The sequence below is a fragment of the Asanoa ferruginea genome, from assembly GCF_003387075.1.
Taxonomy (GTDB): domain Bacteria; phylum Actinomycetota; class Actinomycetes; order Mycobacteriales; family Micromonosporaceae; genus Asanoa; species Asanoa ferruginea.
Map to the genome: position 1 here is coordinate 5,074,312 of NZ_QUMQ01000001.1, position 14,177 is coordinate 5,088,488.

The 14,177-nt window shown below is 72.5% G+C and carries 10 protein-coding genes; 9 read left to right on the forward strand and 1 reads right to left on the reverse strand.

Features of this window, described 5'->3' with window-relative positions; translation table 11 throughout:
• Positions 1–4: 4 nt before the first annotated feature.
• The 7 genes from DFJ67_RS23905 (at position 5) to DFJ67_RS23935 (ending at position 9,203) form a co-directional block, all read left to right on the forward strand.
• Positions 5–829 carry a TrmH family RNA methyltransferase gene (locus DFJ67_RS23905; protein ID WP_116070050.1) on the forward strand — a complete coding sequence of 275 codons (825 nt, stop codon included), beginning with the start codon at positions 5–7 and terminating at the stop codon, positions 827–829.
• Between the two features lie 31 nt (positions 830–860).
• Positions 861–1,928 (forward strand): phenylalanine--tRNA ligase subunit alpha, encoded by a 1,068-nt coding sequence (pheS, locus tag DFJ67_RS23910; RefSeq protein WP_116070051.1) that lies wholly within the window; start codon positions 861–863, stop codon positions 1,926–1,928.
• Complete coding sequence (pheT, locus tag DFJ67_RS23915) at positions 1,929–4,424, forward strand: phenylalanine--tRNA ligase subunit beta (protein ID WP_116070052.1); 2,496 nt, start codon at positions 1,929–1,931, stop codon at positions 4,422–4,424.
• Between the two features lie 173 nt (positions 4,425–4,597).
• Positions 4,598–5,800 (forward strand): nucleotide sugar dehydrogenase, encoded by a 1,203-nt coding sequence (locus DFJ67_RS23920; RefSeq protein ID WP_116070053.1) that lies wholly within the window; start codon positions 4,598–4,600, stop codon positions 5,798–5,800.
• A gap of 8 nt (positions 5,801–5,808) precedes the next feature.
• The gene (locus DFJ67_RS23925) at positions 5,809–6,570 is read left to right on the forward strand and encodes a glycosyltransferase family 2 protein (protein ID WP_239097286.1); all 762 of its coding nucleotides are present in this window, start codon (positions 5,809–5,811) and stop codon (positions 6,568–6,570) included.
• A gap of 7 nt (positions 6,571–6,577) precedes the next feature.
• Complete coding sequence (locus tag DFJ67_RS23930; RefSeq protein WP_116070055.1) at positions 6,578–7,603, forward strand: NAD-dependent epimerase/dehydratase family protein; 1,026 nt, start codon at positions 6,578–6,580, stop codon at positions 7,601–7,603.
• 19 nt (positions 7,604–7,622) lie between these two features.
• Positions 7,623–9,203 (forward strand): hypothetical protein, encoded by a 1,581-nt coding sequence (locus DFJ67_RS23935; protein WP_116070056.1) that lies wholly within the window; start codon positions 7,623–7,625, stop codon positions 9,201–9,203.
• 5 nt (positions 9,204–9,208) lie between these two features.
• Here DFJ67_RS23935 and DFJ67_RS23940 read toward each other — a convergent pair whose 3' ends face one another.
• Complete coding sequence (locus DFJ67_RS23940) at positions 9,209–9,886, reverse strand: class I SAM-dependent methyltransferase (protein WP_116070057.1); 678 nt, start codon at positions 9,884–9,886, stop codon at positions 9,209–9,211.
• 89 nt (positions 9,887–9,975) lie between these two features.
• On the opposite strand from DFJ67_RS23940, the gene DFJ67_RS23945 reads away from it, so the two are divergent.
• Positions 9,976–11,346: a hypothetical protein gene (locus DFJ67_RS23945; protein ID WP_116070058.1), complete on the forward strand. Its 1,371-nt coding sequence runs from the start codon at positions 9,976–9,978 to the stop codon at positions 11,344–11,346.
• Positions 11,328–14,099 carry a YfhO family protein gene (locus DFJ67_RS23950; protein ID WP_116070059.1) on the forward strand — a complete coding sequence of 924 codons (2,772 nt, stop codon included), beginning with the start codon at positions 11,328–11,330 and terminating at the stop codon, positions 14,097–14,099. Before DFJ67_RS23945 ends, DFJ67_RS23950 begins: the two co-directional genes overlap by 19 nt.
• The last annotated feature ends 78 nt before the right edge of the window (positions 14,100–14,177 follow it).

The window sequence follows — 14,177 nt, forward strand, 5'->3', positions numbered from 1 at the left end:
GCGGTTGTCGCAACAGCACCAGCGACCCGGGGTAGCTCCGTTCACTGAGCGGACACCCCGGGTCATTGCTGCCCGGCGTCTGCAACGTCGCCGGGAGCGCGACGAGTCCGGCCTGTTCCTCGCCGAGGGCCCGCAGGCGGTGCGCGAGGCACTGGCCGCCGGCGCGGTCAAGGAGCTCTTCGCCACTGAAGAAGCGACCGGCCGGCATCCCGAGCTCACCGAAGACGCCACGCTCGTCACCGACGGCGCGATCGCCGCGCTCGCCGAGACCGTCGCGCCACAGGGGCTGGTCGCGGTCTGCCACCAGCCCGGCGTCAGCCTCGCCGACGCCCTCGCGAAACGGCCGCGCCTGGTGGCCGTGCTCGCCGAGATCCGTGACCCGGGCAACGCCGGCACGATCCTGCGCACCGCTGACGCGGCCGGCGCCGGTGCGGTGGTGTTCGCCGGTGACGCCGTCGACCCGTACAACGGGAAATGTGTCCGGGCCAGCGCGGGCAGCGTGTTCCACCCGGACGTCGTCCGCGACGGCGATCCGGAAGCGGTCGTCGCCAGCCTCAAGCGCGGCGGCCTGACGGTGCTCGCGGCGACCGGCTACGGCGACACCGACCTCGACGACCTCGCCGACACCGGTGGCCTCGCCGGGCCCACCGCCTGGCTGTTCGGCTCCGAGGCGCACGGCCTGCCGGAGCCGTTGCTGGCCGCCGCCGACCACCGGGTCCGGGTGCCGCTGCACGGCCGCGCGGAGAGCCTCAACCTGGCCGCGGCGGCCGCCGTCTGCCTCTACGCCAGCGCCCGAGCCCTGCGCCGGCCGGCACCCACCCGCCCGTAGACTTGCGAGGTTGTCCCGCCGAGGGAGAGTCATGTCCTACCGCAACGACCCCTACGACCCTAAGCAGGTCGCCTACCTCGATCCCGCCGCGCTCGACGCGGCGGTCGCCGAGGCCGACAAGGCGTTCGCCGGGGCCGCCGATCCCGACGCGCTGACCCAGCTGCGCCACCTGCACCTGGGTGACCGGGCGGCGGTGTCGCTGGCCCGGCGCGAGATCGGCGCGCTGCCGCCGGCCGCCAAGTCCGACGCCGGCAAGCGGGTCAACGAGGCCCGGCGGCAGATCCAGGACCTGTTCGACGCCCGCTCCGCGGCGCTCGCCGCCGAGCAGGAGCAGCGGGTGCTGGCCGAGGAGCGGGTCGACGTCACGCTTCCGTGGGGCCGCCGGCCGCGCGGCGCCCGGCACCCGCTGAGCACGCTGATGGAGCGGATCGGCGACCTGTTCGTCGGCATGGGCTACGAGATCGCCGAGGGTCCCGAGGCCGAGCTCGAGTGGACCAACTTCGACGCGCTCAACATCCCGCCGGACCACCCGGCCCGTGGTCTGATGGACACGTTCCACATCGCACCCGAGGGCAGTGGGTTGGTTTTACGAACCCACACGAGCCCCGTGCAGGCGCGGGCGATGCTGACCCGCACGCCGCCGATCTACGTGATCGCGCCCGGCCGGGTCTACCGCACCGACGAGCTCGATGCGACCCACACGCCGGTCTTCCACCAGGTCGAGGGTCTGGTCGTCGACCGTGGCATCACGATGGCCCACCTGCGCGGCACGCTCGACCATTTCGCCCGGGCGATGTTCGGGCCCGACGCGCGCACCCGGTTCCGCCCGCACTACTTCCCGTTCACCGAGCCGTCGGCCGAGTTCGACATCTGGTTCCCGGAGCACCGCGACGGTCCACAGTGGGTCGAGTGGGGCGGCTGCGGCATGGTCAACCCGCGGGTGCTGCGCGCCTGCGGCATCGACCCGGAGGAGTTCAGCGGGTTCGCGTTCGGGATGGGCATCGAACGGTCGCTGATGTTCCGGCACGGGATCAGCGACATGCGCGACATGGTCGAGGGTGACGTGCGCTTCACGCGCGCATTCGGGATGGAGCTCTAGATGCGGGTCGGACTGTCCTGGCTGCGCGAACACGTCGACCTGCCGGCCGACATCTCCGCCGACGACATCGAGCGGGCCCTGGTCGGGCTGGGCATCGAGGTCGAGTCCATTGTCGACCTCCGCCGGTCGGTGACCGGCGGGCTGGTGGTCGGCCGGGTGCTGACCGTCGAGGAGCTGACCGGCTTCAAGAAGCCGATCCGGTTCTGCACGGTCGACGTGGGCCAGGCCAACGGCACCGGCGCGCCGCAGGAGATCGTCTGTGGCGCCAGCAACTTCGCGCCCGGCGACCTGGTCGTGGTGATCCTGCCCGGCGGCGTGCTGCCCGGCGGCTTCGAGATCGGCGCCCGCAAGACCTACGGCCACATGTCGGCCGGCATGATCACCTCGGCCCGCGAGCTGGGGCTCGGCGACGACCACGACGGCATCATCGTGCTGCCGGCCGACACCGCCGCGGCGCCCGGCGACGACGCGCGCCCGCTGGTCGGGCTCGACGACGTCGTGGTCGAGGTCGAGATCACCCCCGACCGGGGGTACGCGATGTCGGTCCGCGGCATCGCCAGCGAGCTGGCGCTGGCCGTCGGCGTTCCGTTCCGTGACCCGGCCCTGGTGCCGGCGCCCGGCGCGACCGCCGAGCCGGCCTACCCGGTCGACGTGCGCGACCCGGTCGGCTGTGACCGGTTCGCCGGCCGCGCGGTCCGCGGCGTCGACCCGGCCGCGGCGACGCCCGCGTTCATCGTCCGCCGGCTCACCCAGGCCGGCATCCGCACGATCTCGCTGCCGGTCGACATCACCAACTACCTGATGCTCGAGTTCGGCCAGCCGATGCACGCGTTCGACCTCGACCGCGTGCGCGGCCCGCTGGTGGTCCGCCGGGCCACGCCGGGCGAGAAGCTGACGACGCTCGACGGCATCGCCCGCACGCTCGACGCCGAAGACATGGTCATCTGCGACGACACCGGCCCGATCTCGCTGGCGGCGGTCATGGGCGGCGAGACCAGCGAGGTGCACCCGGGCACCACCGACGTGCTCTTCGAGGCGGCGCACTGGGACCCGGTGATGGTCGGCCGCACCGCCCGCCGGCACAAGCTGTTCAGCGAGGCGGCCAAGCGCTGGGAACGCGGCGTCGACCCGGCGCTGCCGCTGGTCGCGCTCGCCCGGGCCGTCGACCTGATGACCACCTACGGCGGCGGCACGGTCGGCGACGAGATCCTCGACATCAACGCGGTCCAGCCGGCCAGGCCGGTCGAGATGGCCGTCGACCTGCCCACCCGCCGCGTCGGCGTCGCCTACGAGCCGGCCCGGGTGGTCGCCCTGCTCGAAGCCGTCGGCTGCACGGTCACCCTCGACGGCGACCGGGTGTCCGCCGTGCCGCCGACCTGGCGGCCCGACCTCACCGACCCGGCCGACCTGGTCGAAGAGGTGGTCCGGCTCGACGGCTACGACAAGGTGCCGGGGCGGCTGCCGCTCGCACCCGCCGGTCGCGGCCTGACCGACGCGCAGCGCCGGCGCCGCTCGGTGGCCCGCGCGCTGGCCGAGACCGGCCACGTCGAGGTGCTGTCCTACCCGTTCGTGGGCACGGCCGCGCTCGACGCGCTCGGCATCCCCGACGACGACCCGCGGCGGGCCCTGGTGCGGCTGGCCAACCCGCTCTCCGACGAAGAGCCCTACCTGCGCACGACGCTGCTGCCGCCGCTGCTGGCCACGCTGCGCCGCAACGTCGGCCGGGGCGCCCGCGACCTCGCGCTCTACGAGGTCGGCGTGGTGTTCCAGGCCCGCACCGGCGCCGGCGCGCCGCCCGTCATGGGCGTCGACGACCGGCCGGCCGACTCGGTCTTCGCCGCCGCCGACGCGGTGGTGCCCGAGCAGCCGTGGCACGTCGCCGTGGTGCTGGCCGGCGAGGCCGAACCGACCGGCTGGTGGGGCGGCGGCCGCCCGGCGAGCTGGTCCGACGCGGTCGAGTCGGCCCGCACGGTGCTCGACACCGCCGGCATCCCGGCCGCCCGGGTGACCGTGCGGTCGGCCGCGGTGGCGCCCTGGCACCCCGGCCGGTGTGCCGAGATCGCGGTCGACGACGTGGTGGTCGGCTGGGCCGGTGAGCTGCACCCGGCCGTGGTGACCGCGCTCGACCTGCCCAAGCGCACCGCCGCGGTGGAGCTCGACCTCGACGCGGTCCCGGCGGCTCCGGTCGCACCGGCGCCGCGGGTCTCCGGCTTCCCGCCGGCCCTGATCGACGTCGCGCTCGTCGTCGGCGACGGCGTGCCGGCCGCCGACGTGCAGCAGGCGATCGCCGAGGGCGCGGGCGAGTTGCTCGAGTCGGTGCGCCTGTTCGACGTCTACGCCTCCGAGCAGCTCGGTGCCGGGCGCAAGTCGTTGGCCTACAAGCTGACCTTCCGCGCGCCCGACCGCACGCTGACCGTCGAGGAAGCGGTCGCGGCCCGCGACGCGGCGGTCGCCGAGGCGGCCAACCGGTTCGGCGCCACGCTGCGCGGCGCCTGACCGCTTCTTCCGTTAGTCGCAACGGCCGCCGGGACCACGTGTCCCGGCGGCCGTTGCGTGTCTGCGGCTCCGGCACGAAAGAGGGATTGGACCGCCCTCTCACGTTCGGCTAGCCTGCGTTGGTTGTCGATCCGAATGGCGTGCCATCGTCCACAACACTCACGGGAGATCACGTGGCTTCTGCCAATGAGTTCGATGTAGACGTTTGTGTCGTCGGTGGATGCGGCCGGGTCGGCCTGCCGCTCGGCATCGCGCTCGCGTCCCGTGGTCTGTCCGTTGTGCTCTACGACATCAACGCCGACGCCGTCGACGTGGTCAACTCCGGCACGTTGCCGTTCGCCGAGGAAGGCGCCGCCGGCGTGCTGACCGACGTGGTCGAGGCCGGGCGCCTGCGCGCGACCACCGACCCGGCCAGCGTCGGCTCGGCGGAAAACCTGGTGGTGGTCGTCGGCACCCCGGTCGACGAGCACCTCAACCCCGACCTCGACGCGGTGCCGCGGGCGCTGGAGCGCTGCGCCGAGCACCTGCGCGACGGCCAGCTCGTGGTGCTGCGCAGCACGGTCTACCCCGGTGTCACCGCGCTGACCGAGAAGCTGCTGGCCAGCAAGGGGCTCGGCGTCGACGTGGCGTTCTGCCCCGAGCGGATCGCCGAGGGCAAGGCGATGACGGAGCTGTTCGAGCTGCCGCAGATCGTCGCCGCCCGCACCCCGGTCGCGCTGGCCCGGGCCGAGGCGCTGTTCCGCCGGCTGACCACCCGGATCGTGCCGCTCGAGCCCGAAGAGGCCGAGCTGGCGAAGCTGTTCACCAACACCTGGCGCTACATCAAGTTCGCGACGGCCAACCAGTTCTGGATGATGGCCAATGACTTCGGGCTCGACTTCGCGCGGATCCGGCACGCGATCGCGTTCGACTATCCGCGTGCGGCCGACATCCCGATGCCGGGCTTCGCGGCGGGGCCGTGCCTATTCAAGGACACGATGCAGCTCGCCGCGTTCAACCGCAACAACTTCGTGCTCGGCCACTCGGCGATGCTGATCAACGAGGGGCTGCCGCTCTACCTGGTCTCCCGCCTGGAGGAGCGCTTCAACCTCGGCGAGCTGACCGTCGGCATCCTGGGCATGGCGTTCAAGGGCGGCAGCGACGACCCGCGGGAGAGCCTGGCCTACAAGCTACGCAAGATCCTGACGCTGAAGACCCGCGAGACGCTGTGCACCGACCCGCACATCGTCGACGACCGGTTCACCCCGCTCGACGAGGTGCTCAAACGGGCCGACCTGCTGGTCATCGCGTCGCCACACGCCGAATACGCCGCGCTCGACACCGACCTGCCGGTGGTCGACATGTGGGGGCTGACGGGGCAGGGCGTGCGGGTATGACGCCCCGCGTGACTGTCGTCATCCCGGTCTACAACGAGGGCGACACCATCACCCGTTGCCTCGACCGGATCCTGCGCGAGGTGCTGCTGCCCGCCGAGGTGCTCGTGGTGCACGACATGCCCGACGACACGACCGTGCCGTTCGCGCAGGCGGTCGGCCGGCTCGACCCGCGGGTCCGCACCGTGCTCAACACCTACGGCCGCGGCCCGGCCAACGCGATCCGGTTCGGCATCGACGCGGCGCAGGCGCCCGTCGTGGTGGTCACCATGGCCGACGGCTGTGACGACCCACGGCAGATCGACGAGCTGGCCCGGCTGGTCGACCGCGGCGTGGTCGTCGCGGCTGCGTCCCGCTACATGCCCGGCGGCCAGCAGGTCGGTGGGCCGCGGCTCAAGCGGATGATGTCGAAGTGGGCCGGGCGCACCCTGCACCTGTTCGCCCGGGCCGGCACCCGCGACGCGACCAACAGCTTCAAGGCCTACGACACGGCGTTCGTCCGCGAGGTCGGCATCGAGTCGCGCACCGGGTTCGAGATCGGCCTGGAGCTGACCGCGAAGGCCACCCGGCTGCGCCGGCCGGTCGCCGAGATCCCGACGATCTGGCTCGACCGCCAGCTCGGCGAGTCCCGCTTCGACCTGGGCCGGTTCTTGCCCGGCTACCTGCGCTGGTATTTCTTCACCTACGGCCGCCGGCTGTCCCCGGAGCGGCTCGCCGCCAAGGTCCCGGCCCAACGCGTCCCGGCACAAGCTGACTTCCAGAAAACCCGATAGGAGAGCAGTGGCAAAGGTCCTGGTTACCGGTTCGGCCGGGTTCATCGGCGGATATGTGGTCGAGGAGCTGCTCGGCCGCGGTCACGAGGTGGTCGGCCTCGACAACTTCTCGAAGTACGGCCCGGTGTCGCACAGCTACGACGACCACCCGCGCTACCACTTCGTCGAGGGCGACGCGCGCGACGTCGACCTGGTGACCAAGCTGCTCGCCGACTGCGACCATTTCATCGCCGGTGCCGCGATGATCGGCGGGATCTCCTACTTCCACGCCTACGCCTACGACCTGCTGGCCACCAACGAGCGGATCATGGCGGCCTCGTGTGACGCGGCGATCGCGGCCCACCGCGACGGCAAGCTCAAGAAGGTCACCTACATGTCGTCGTCGATGGTGTTCGAGTCGACGACGACCTGGCCGAGCAAGGAGGGCGACGAGCGCAACGTGCCGCCGCCGCTGTCGTCCTACGGTTTCCAGAAGCTGGCCGTGGAATATTACGCAAAGGCCGCCTGGGACCAATACCACCTGCCCTACACGATCGTGCGGCCGTTCAACTGTGTCGGCGTCGGTGAGGGCCGCGCCCTCGGCGAGGCCGAGGTGCTCTCCGGCAATGTGAAGCTGGCCATGTCGCACGTCGTTCCCGACCTGGTGCAGAAGATCGTCAAGGGCCAGGACCCGCTGCACATCCTCGGCTCCGGCGACCAGGTCCGGCACTACACCTACGGCGGTGACCTGGCCCGCGGCATCGTCGTCGCGATGGAGCACGAGGCCGCCACCAACAACGACTTCAACCTGTCGACCGCCGAGTCGACCACCGTGCTCGCCCTGGCCGAGGTGATCTGGCGCAAGATCAAGGGCCCCGACGTGCCCTTCCAGATCATTTCCGACGACCCCTTCGAGTACGACGTGCAGAAGCGGGTCCCCGACGTCACCAAGGCCCGCGAGGTCCTCGGATTCGAAGCCACGACGAGCCTCGACACGATGCTCGACGAGGTCATCCCCTGGGTGACCCAGGCCGTGCACGACGGCCGGTTGTGAGCCTGACTAACCTCGGCGCGTGACTGCCGCAACCCAGGACCGGTTCGGGCGGGTTCGGCTCCGGCTGCTCGAAGCGCTGGCGCCGCTCGCGCTGGTCGCCGCCACGCTGGCCATCCACGACGTGCCGGCGGCCCTGCGGCCGCCCTACTGGCTCGACGAGGCGTGGGTGGCCGCCTCGGTCCGGTTCCCGATCAGCGACCTGCCGGTGGTCACCAGTTCGACACCGCTCGGCTGGACCGCGCTGTTGCGCCTCGTGCCCGGTTTCGACCGACTGCGACTGCTGCCGATCGCCTTCCTGGTGCTCTCGGTGCTGGCCGGCTACGCGCTGGCGGCGGTGGTGCGCTGGCCGTCGCGGGCCCACCGGATCGGCGCCGGCCTGGTCACCGGCCTCGCCGTCGCCCTGCTTCCCGCCCAACAGGTGCGCCACGACCTCAAGCAATACACCGCGGACGCGGCGGTCGCGCTGCTCCTGCTGGTCGTCGCGGGACTGGTCGAGGCCGGTGGCTATCCGCGGCAGCGGCTCGCCCTGCTGCTGGCGACGGCGAGCGCCGGGATGCTGGTCAGCCACACGACCGTCCTGGTGGGCGGCTGTGTGGTCGGCGGTCTGCTGGTCGCCGCGCTGGCCCGCGGGCTACGGCGGCAGGCGGTCGAGGTCGCGGTCACCGGTGCGCTGATGCTGGCCGTGTTCGTCGCCGGCTACGCCGGGCTGGACCGCCGCGGCAACAACGGCGCCATGGACAGCTATTGGCAGGACTTCTTCCCGTCGGTCGGTCACCTGCCCGGCTTCCTCGGCGACCGGCTGACCGACCTGCGGCCCTACCTCGGCGTCCCCTGGCCGGTGCTGCTCCTGCTGGCCGCCGCCGGCGTGGTCACCGTCGCCCGGTTGGGCCGCCCGGCGCTGGCCTGTGGTGCCGCCTTCCTGCTTCCCGCGGCCGTGCTGGCCGGGTTGGCCCACCAGTACCCGCTGCTCGACCTGCGCACCTCACACTTCCTGCTGGTCTGCCTGACCGCCTTCGCGACCCTCGGTGTCGCCGGCCTCGCCACGGCGGCCGGCGGCCTGCTCGCCCGCCGATCCCGGGCCGGCGGGGCGGTCGTCGCCGCCGTCCTGGCCGCCGCGGTGCTCGGCGGCTACGTCTGGGCGACCGCCGACTGGTTGCGCTTCGGCGGCACCGACCCGGCGCTCGGCACGCGCAGTCCGGCGCTGACCGAAGACGTGCGCGACCCGGCCGCCTACGTCTGGGCCCATCGGCACCCGGGCGACGTCGTGTTGGTCAGCGGCTCGGCGGCGTTCGGGTTCGCGGACTACTGGCCGGAACGACCCGGACACCGGCCCGACCCCGCCACCGCGGTGGGCTGGCAGCCGACCTACGCCGACCCCGCGATCGTGGTGAGCCCGGGGCGCGACCCGGCCGCGATCCACGCCGGCCTGCTCGAGGCGACCGGGTTGGCCGCGAAGTCGGGCCCCGGCGCGGTCGTCTGGCTGATCCGTTCCCACCAGTCCGGCGAAGAGAAGGTGGCCTGGAAGGCCGAACTCGCGACGTTGACCGCGCGGTCGACGCCGTCCGGGCCGGAGCCCGCGGTGCGGATCGAGGCCTGGTAGCCAGGTCAGTCGGGCCGGCGGGCGACCACGAACATCTGCCGGCCGAGCACCCGCCAGGCCGGCCGCAGCCGCAGGTAGGCGCGGACGAACGCCGGGCGCACCGGCACCGGCGAGTCCTTCACGGTGTAGGGCAGGAAGCGGGGGATCACCTCGTCGACCTCGAAGCCGGCCAGCCGCAGCCCCTCGACCAGGCTCACGTGCGTCAGCGGCAGGTGATGGTCGAAATAGTCCCAGTAGCGCTGGCCGACGAACCGCAGGTTGGGCATCAGCACCAGGAGCCGGCCGCCCGGCCGCAGGATCCGCCGGGTCTCGCCGAGGGTGCGCAGCAGCGCACGCTTGTCGGGCAGGTGCTCGAAGAAGTTGGAGGTGAACACGACGTCGACGCTGCCGTCGCCAATCTGCGGCATGTCGTCGCTCGGCGCGACCACCACGTCGGCGTCGACGGCGAACTTCGGGGTGTCGGGATTGAGGTCGACCGCGATCTTCCGCTTGGCGCGGATCGCGTTGCTGAACTCGCAGGTGCCCGCGGCGAGATCGACGACCGTGTCGTCGGGACCGACGTAGCGGTCGAAGAAGCCGCGGCAGAGTGCCTCCCAGAGCACCCGTTTGCTCTCCAGTTCGACGGCGTCGAAGCGGTCGTCATAGAGCTTGGCCAGCTCGTCGCCGGATAGGTCGGTCGCCATTCGGGAAACTGTAGTGGCCGTGGATGACCTTCGATCGGCGAGGAGCCCGGGTCCGCGCGCCGCGCCCGATTCGCGTATGGTCCGGCGCTGTGACCGTCGACCAACGGGTCAGCGGGCCGCAGGAGCCTCCGGTGCGGGCACCGCGGCGGTTCGCGGCGACGCTCTTCCCCGAGCCGGCCACGGCCGCCGACCCTCGGCACTGGCCGGTCTGGCTCGCCGTCCTTCTCGGCGGTGGCCTCTACCTGGCCTGGCGCACCCCGGGCGTGGGTGCCTGGGACACGGTCTGGGCCGAAGACGGTGCCAACTTCCTCAACGACGCGGCCAACCGGTCGGTCGTCGATGCGATCACCAACACCCTCAACGGCTACTTCGGTGTCTACAACCGATTGGTGGCCGAGGTGGTGACCACCTTCCCGGTCTCGTGGTGGGCGGTGGTCAACACCCTGCTGGCGGTCGGCAGCACGCTCGGCCTCGCCGCGATCGTCTACCAGTGCTCCGCCGGCTTCCTGCCGCACCGCGCGCTGCGGCTGTTCGTGGCCGCGCCGGTCGTGCTCCAGTGGGTCGCCAACGGCGAGGCCGTCAACAACAACGCCACGCTCCAGTTCCCGATGCTCTACGCGCTGTTCTGGATCCTGCTGGCGGTCCCGCGCGGCCGGTTCGGCCGGATCGGCGCGCCGGTCGCGGCCGGGCTGATCGCCCTGACCACCACCCTTGCCGTCGTGTTCGTTCCGCTGGCGCTGGTGCGGGCCGCCGTCCGCCGCGACCGGTCCGGCATCGCCACCGCCGCGACGCTGGTCGGTGCCATCGCGATCCAACTCGTCGCGCTCGCCTCCGGCAAGGCCGACCGGGGTGACATCGGCGGGACCCGCCTGGACCTGACGTGGATCGGCAAGTCGGTGTTCGAACGGTTGCTGCCGCAGTCGTTCTTCGGCGAGCGGTGGATCGCACACCCGGTCGCCGCCGTGCCAAACCATCCGTGGCTGATCGCGGCTGCCCTGGTGCCGCTGCTCGCCGCCGGAGTCGTCGCGCTGCTGCGGTTCCGGCGGTCGCCGGCCGAGGGCCCGTCGATCCCGCTCGCCGCGCTGGCGCTGCTGCACGCCGTCGGCCTCTACAGCGCCGAGCTGATCGTGTTGGGCCGGGTGCCCAACCGCTACCTGGTCGCGCCGTCGATGCTGATCGTCGTCGCGGTCGTCGCGCTGCTGAAGCCGCGGGCGGGCGCCCGGTTGGCCGGGTGGGCACCCCTGGCGGCCGTCGGCGCGTTGCTCGCGGTGACCTCGATCGCCAACTACCGGGTCGACCACCAGACGCGTACGCCATTGACGCCGAGCTGGTCGGCCCAGGTCGACGCCGGACGGAGCGGGTGCCGGGCCGATCCCTCCGCGTTTGAGGCGATATTGTTGTCGGGTCCACGCGGGGCTCCTTACGGGCAGGTGCACATTCCATGCGACCGGCTGCGTTGACCACGTCAACCGAGGAAGTCCGCGAGTCAGCCGAGGCCGGTGCACCACCGGCCGCTCGGCTGGGCCGGCTCGTCGACCGGGTCGCGCTGGCCGCGGTCGTGCTCTTCGCGTTGGTCGGCATCGGCACCCCGCTGCTCGGCCTGACCACCTTCGCCAACACCGACCTGCTGGTGGCCAGCAGCCCCTACGCCGGCGCCGGCCTGTCGCAGCCGAGCGTCACGAGCTACATCGCCAACGACATCGTCGCCTCGGTGCTGCCCGGCACGTCGTTGTTCGCCGAGCAGCTCAAGGCGGGCCACCTGGCCGCGTGGAACCCCTACGTCGGTGGCGGCGGCGTGCTCGGCGCGGTGCCCAACTACGCCGTCCTCTCGCCGCTCACGCTGCCCTACTACCTGCTGCCGGCGTCGATGGCGCCGGCGTTCGTCAAGCTGCTGGAGATCCTGGTCGCCGCCGGCGGCAGCTACCTGTTCCTGCGCCGGCTCCGGCTCGGCAAGGCCGCGGCCCTGCTCGGCGGGCTGGCCTTCGTGACCAGCGGGTTCATGATCGTCTGGACCAACTGGCCGCAGACCCGGGTCGCCGCGTTCATCCCGGCGGTGTTCTGGGCCACCGAGCGGCTGGTCACCGAACGCCGGATCCGCGACGGCGCCCTGCTCGCCGTCGCGCTGGCCTGCATGTTGTTCGGTGGCTTCCCGGCGGTGACCGGCTACACCGTGCTGACCGCCGGCGGCTATCTGGTCGTGCGGGCACTGGCCCGGGGCCGGGCCGTCGCGCCGATCCTCGCCGGTGCCGGCGCGGTGGTCGGCGCCGTCATGATCACCGCGATCCAGCTCGTGCCGTTCGTGGCCTCGATGGAGAACGCCAAGCTCAGCTATCGCGGCCAGACCGGCGCCGACCACCTCGAACCGGCCGCGCTGGTCACGTCGTGGGCGCCCTGGTCGCTCGGCCGGGTCAACCACTTCGCGCTCCAGCACAACGCCGTCGAGGCCCTGTCCTACGTGGGCGCCGCGGGCCTGGTGCTGTTCTTCGTGGCCGTCGCGCTGCCCGCCGCCGCCCGGTCGTTCCTGCCCCGTGGCGTCTGGACCTACACGGTGGCCGCCGCGGTGGCCTGGGGTGCGCTGATCTACGTCGGCGGCCTGCCGCTGGCGGTCATGCAGAAACTGCCGATCCTGTTCGCCGACAACTTCGTCGGCCGGGCCCGCAGCATCCTCGGCTTCCTCGTCGCCGTGTTGATCGCGGTCGGCTTCGAGATCGCCCTGCGCAAGGCCAAGGCCGTCGCGCTGCCCGCGCCGCACCGCCGCTGGGCCGTGGGCGTCGGCGCGGTGGGCGTGGTCACGCTCGTGTTCACCCTCGTCGACGGTTGGCGGGTGGTCTCGCAACCGGACAGCGGCGTGCGGATCGTCGCGTTCGCGGTGCGCTGCGCGGCCGGGCTGGCCATCATCGCGGTCACCGTGCTCGCCCTGCGGCTGCTCTGGCGACCGGCCGCCCGGCGGCGGCTGACCGCGGCGGCGGCCGTTGCGGTGCCGGTGCTGGTCCTGGTCCAGGCGCTGTTCACGGTCTACGCCTACTGGCCGCGGGTCGACCGCGACACCTGGTATCCACAGACCGACGTGCACCGCTACCTGGCCGCCAACCTCGGCCACGACCGGCTCGCCTCCGCCGAGGGCGGCATGTACCCGGGCGCCGACAGCGCCGCCGGGCTGCGCTCGCTGACCGGGGAGACATTCTTCGACAAGCGGTTCGCGCAGACCGTCTCCGGGCTGCCGGGCGAGATGTTCGGCACCACGTTGCTGCGCCTGCCGGCCACCCAGCAGATGGTGAGCAGCCCGGTCCTCGACCGGCTGTCGGTGCGTTACTTCGTCACCCCACCGCAGGCGACGATCTTCGGCCCCGAGCGGCTCGCCGCCGTCGACGGGTCGACGATCGCGCTGCGGCCGGGTCAGCCGCAGACCGTGGAGGTGCCGGTCGCGGGCCCGATCCGCGGCGTCGGGGTGACCCTGCCGGCCGAGGTGCCGAAGACGGCGCGGATCGATGTCAGCGTGCGTGACCGCGGGGGCCACGAACTCGCCAAGGGCAGCCGGCTGGCGTTGGAGATCCGTACCGGGCAGCCCACCTGGGTCGCGGTCGCCGGCGACGGCATCCCGGCCGGGACCCCGACCGTCGCGGTGGTCAGCGTCAACGAGCCGGTCACGATCGCCGCCCTCGGTGGCCGGCCGGCCGTGTCGGTCGTCGGTGCCGCGGCCGACGGGCTGCGGATCGCGTACGCCGGAAACTCGGTCGTCTGGGAGCGCACCACCGCGCTGCCCCGGATCCGCTGGGCCAGCGAGGCCTACGTGGGATCCGACGGGCGGTCCCGGATGTCCGCTCTGACCGGCACCAGCCTGCGGCCCGACGAGGTGGTGCTCGACAGCGCGCCGCCGGTGCCGCCGGCGGGCCGGCCGGCCGCGGTCGACGTGACCGACGACGGCACCGACGACATCGCGGTTCGGGTCGACGCCCAGGGCGCCGGCTATCTGGTCGTCGCCGACGCGTTGCAGAACGGCTGGGCGGCAACCGTCGACGGGGCGCCGGCCGCGCTGGTGCCGGCCGACAACGGGATGGTGGCGGTCGCCGTGCCGCAGGGCGCCCACACGGTGCGCCTGGCCTACCGGATGCCGATGCACAACGTCGGTGCCTGGGTGTCCGGCTTCGCCCTCGCCGTCCTGATCGGCATCGGCGCCGGCGTGTTGATCCGCCGGCGTCGCCCTAACGCGTGATTGGCCATACACCGCACTGCATGATCTTGCGATCGGTGAGCGCGTGCTGATACCGTTCTCCGCATAGACATGCGGAGG

Excerpts from the sequence above, each read along its gene's own strand:
- pheS (WP_116070051.1), top strand. The coding sequence starts at position 861 with ATGTCCTACCGCAACGACCCCTACGACCCTAAGCAGGTCGCCTACCTC.
- pheT (WP_116070052.1), top strand. The coding sequence starts at position 1,929 with ATGCGGGTCGGACTGTCCTGGCTGCGCGAACACGTCGACCTGCCGGCC.
- DFJ67_RS23940 (WP_116070057.1), bottom strand. The coding sequence starts at position 9,886 with ATGGCGACCGACCTATCCGGCGACGAGCTGGCCAAGCTCTATGACGAC.
- DFJ67_RS23950 (WP_116070059.1), top strand. The coding sequence starts at position 11,328 with ATGCGACCGGCTGCGTTGACCACGTCAACCGAGGAAGTCCGCGAGTCA.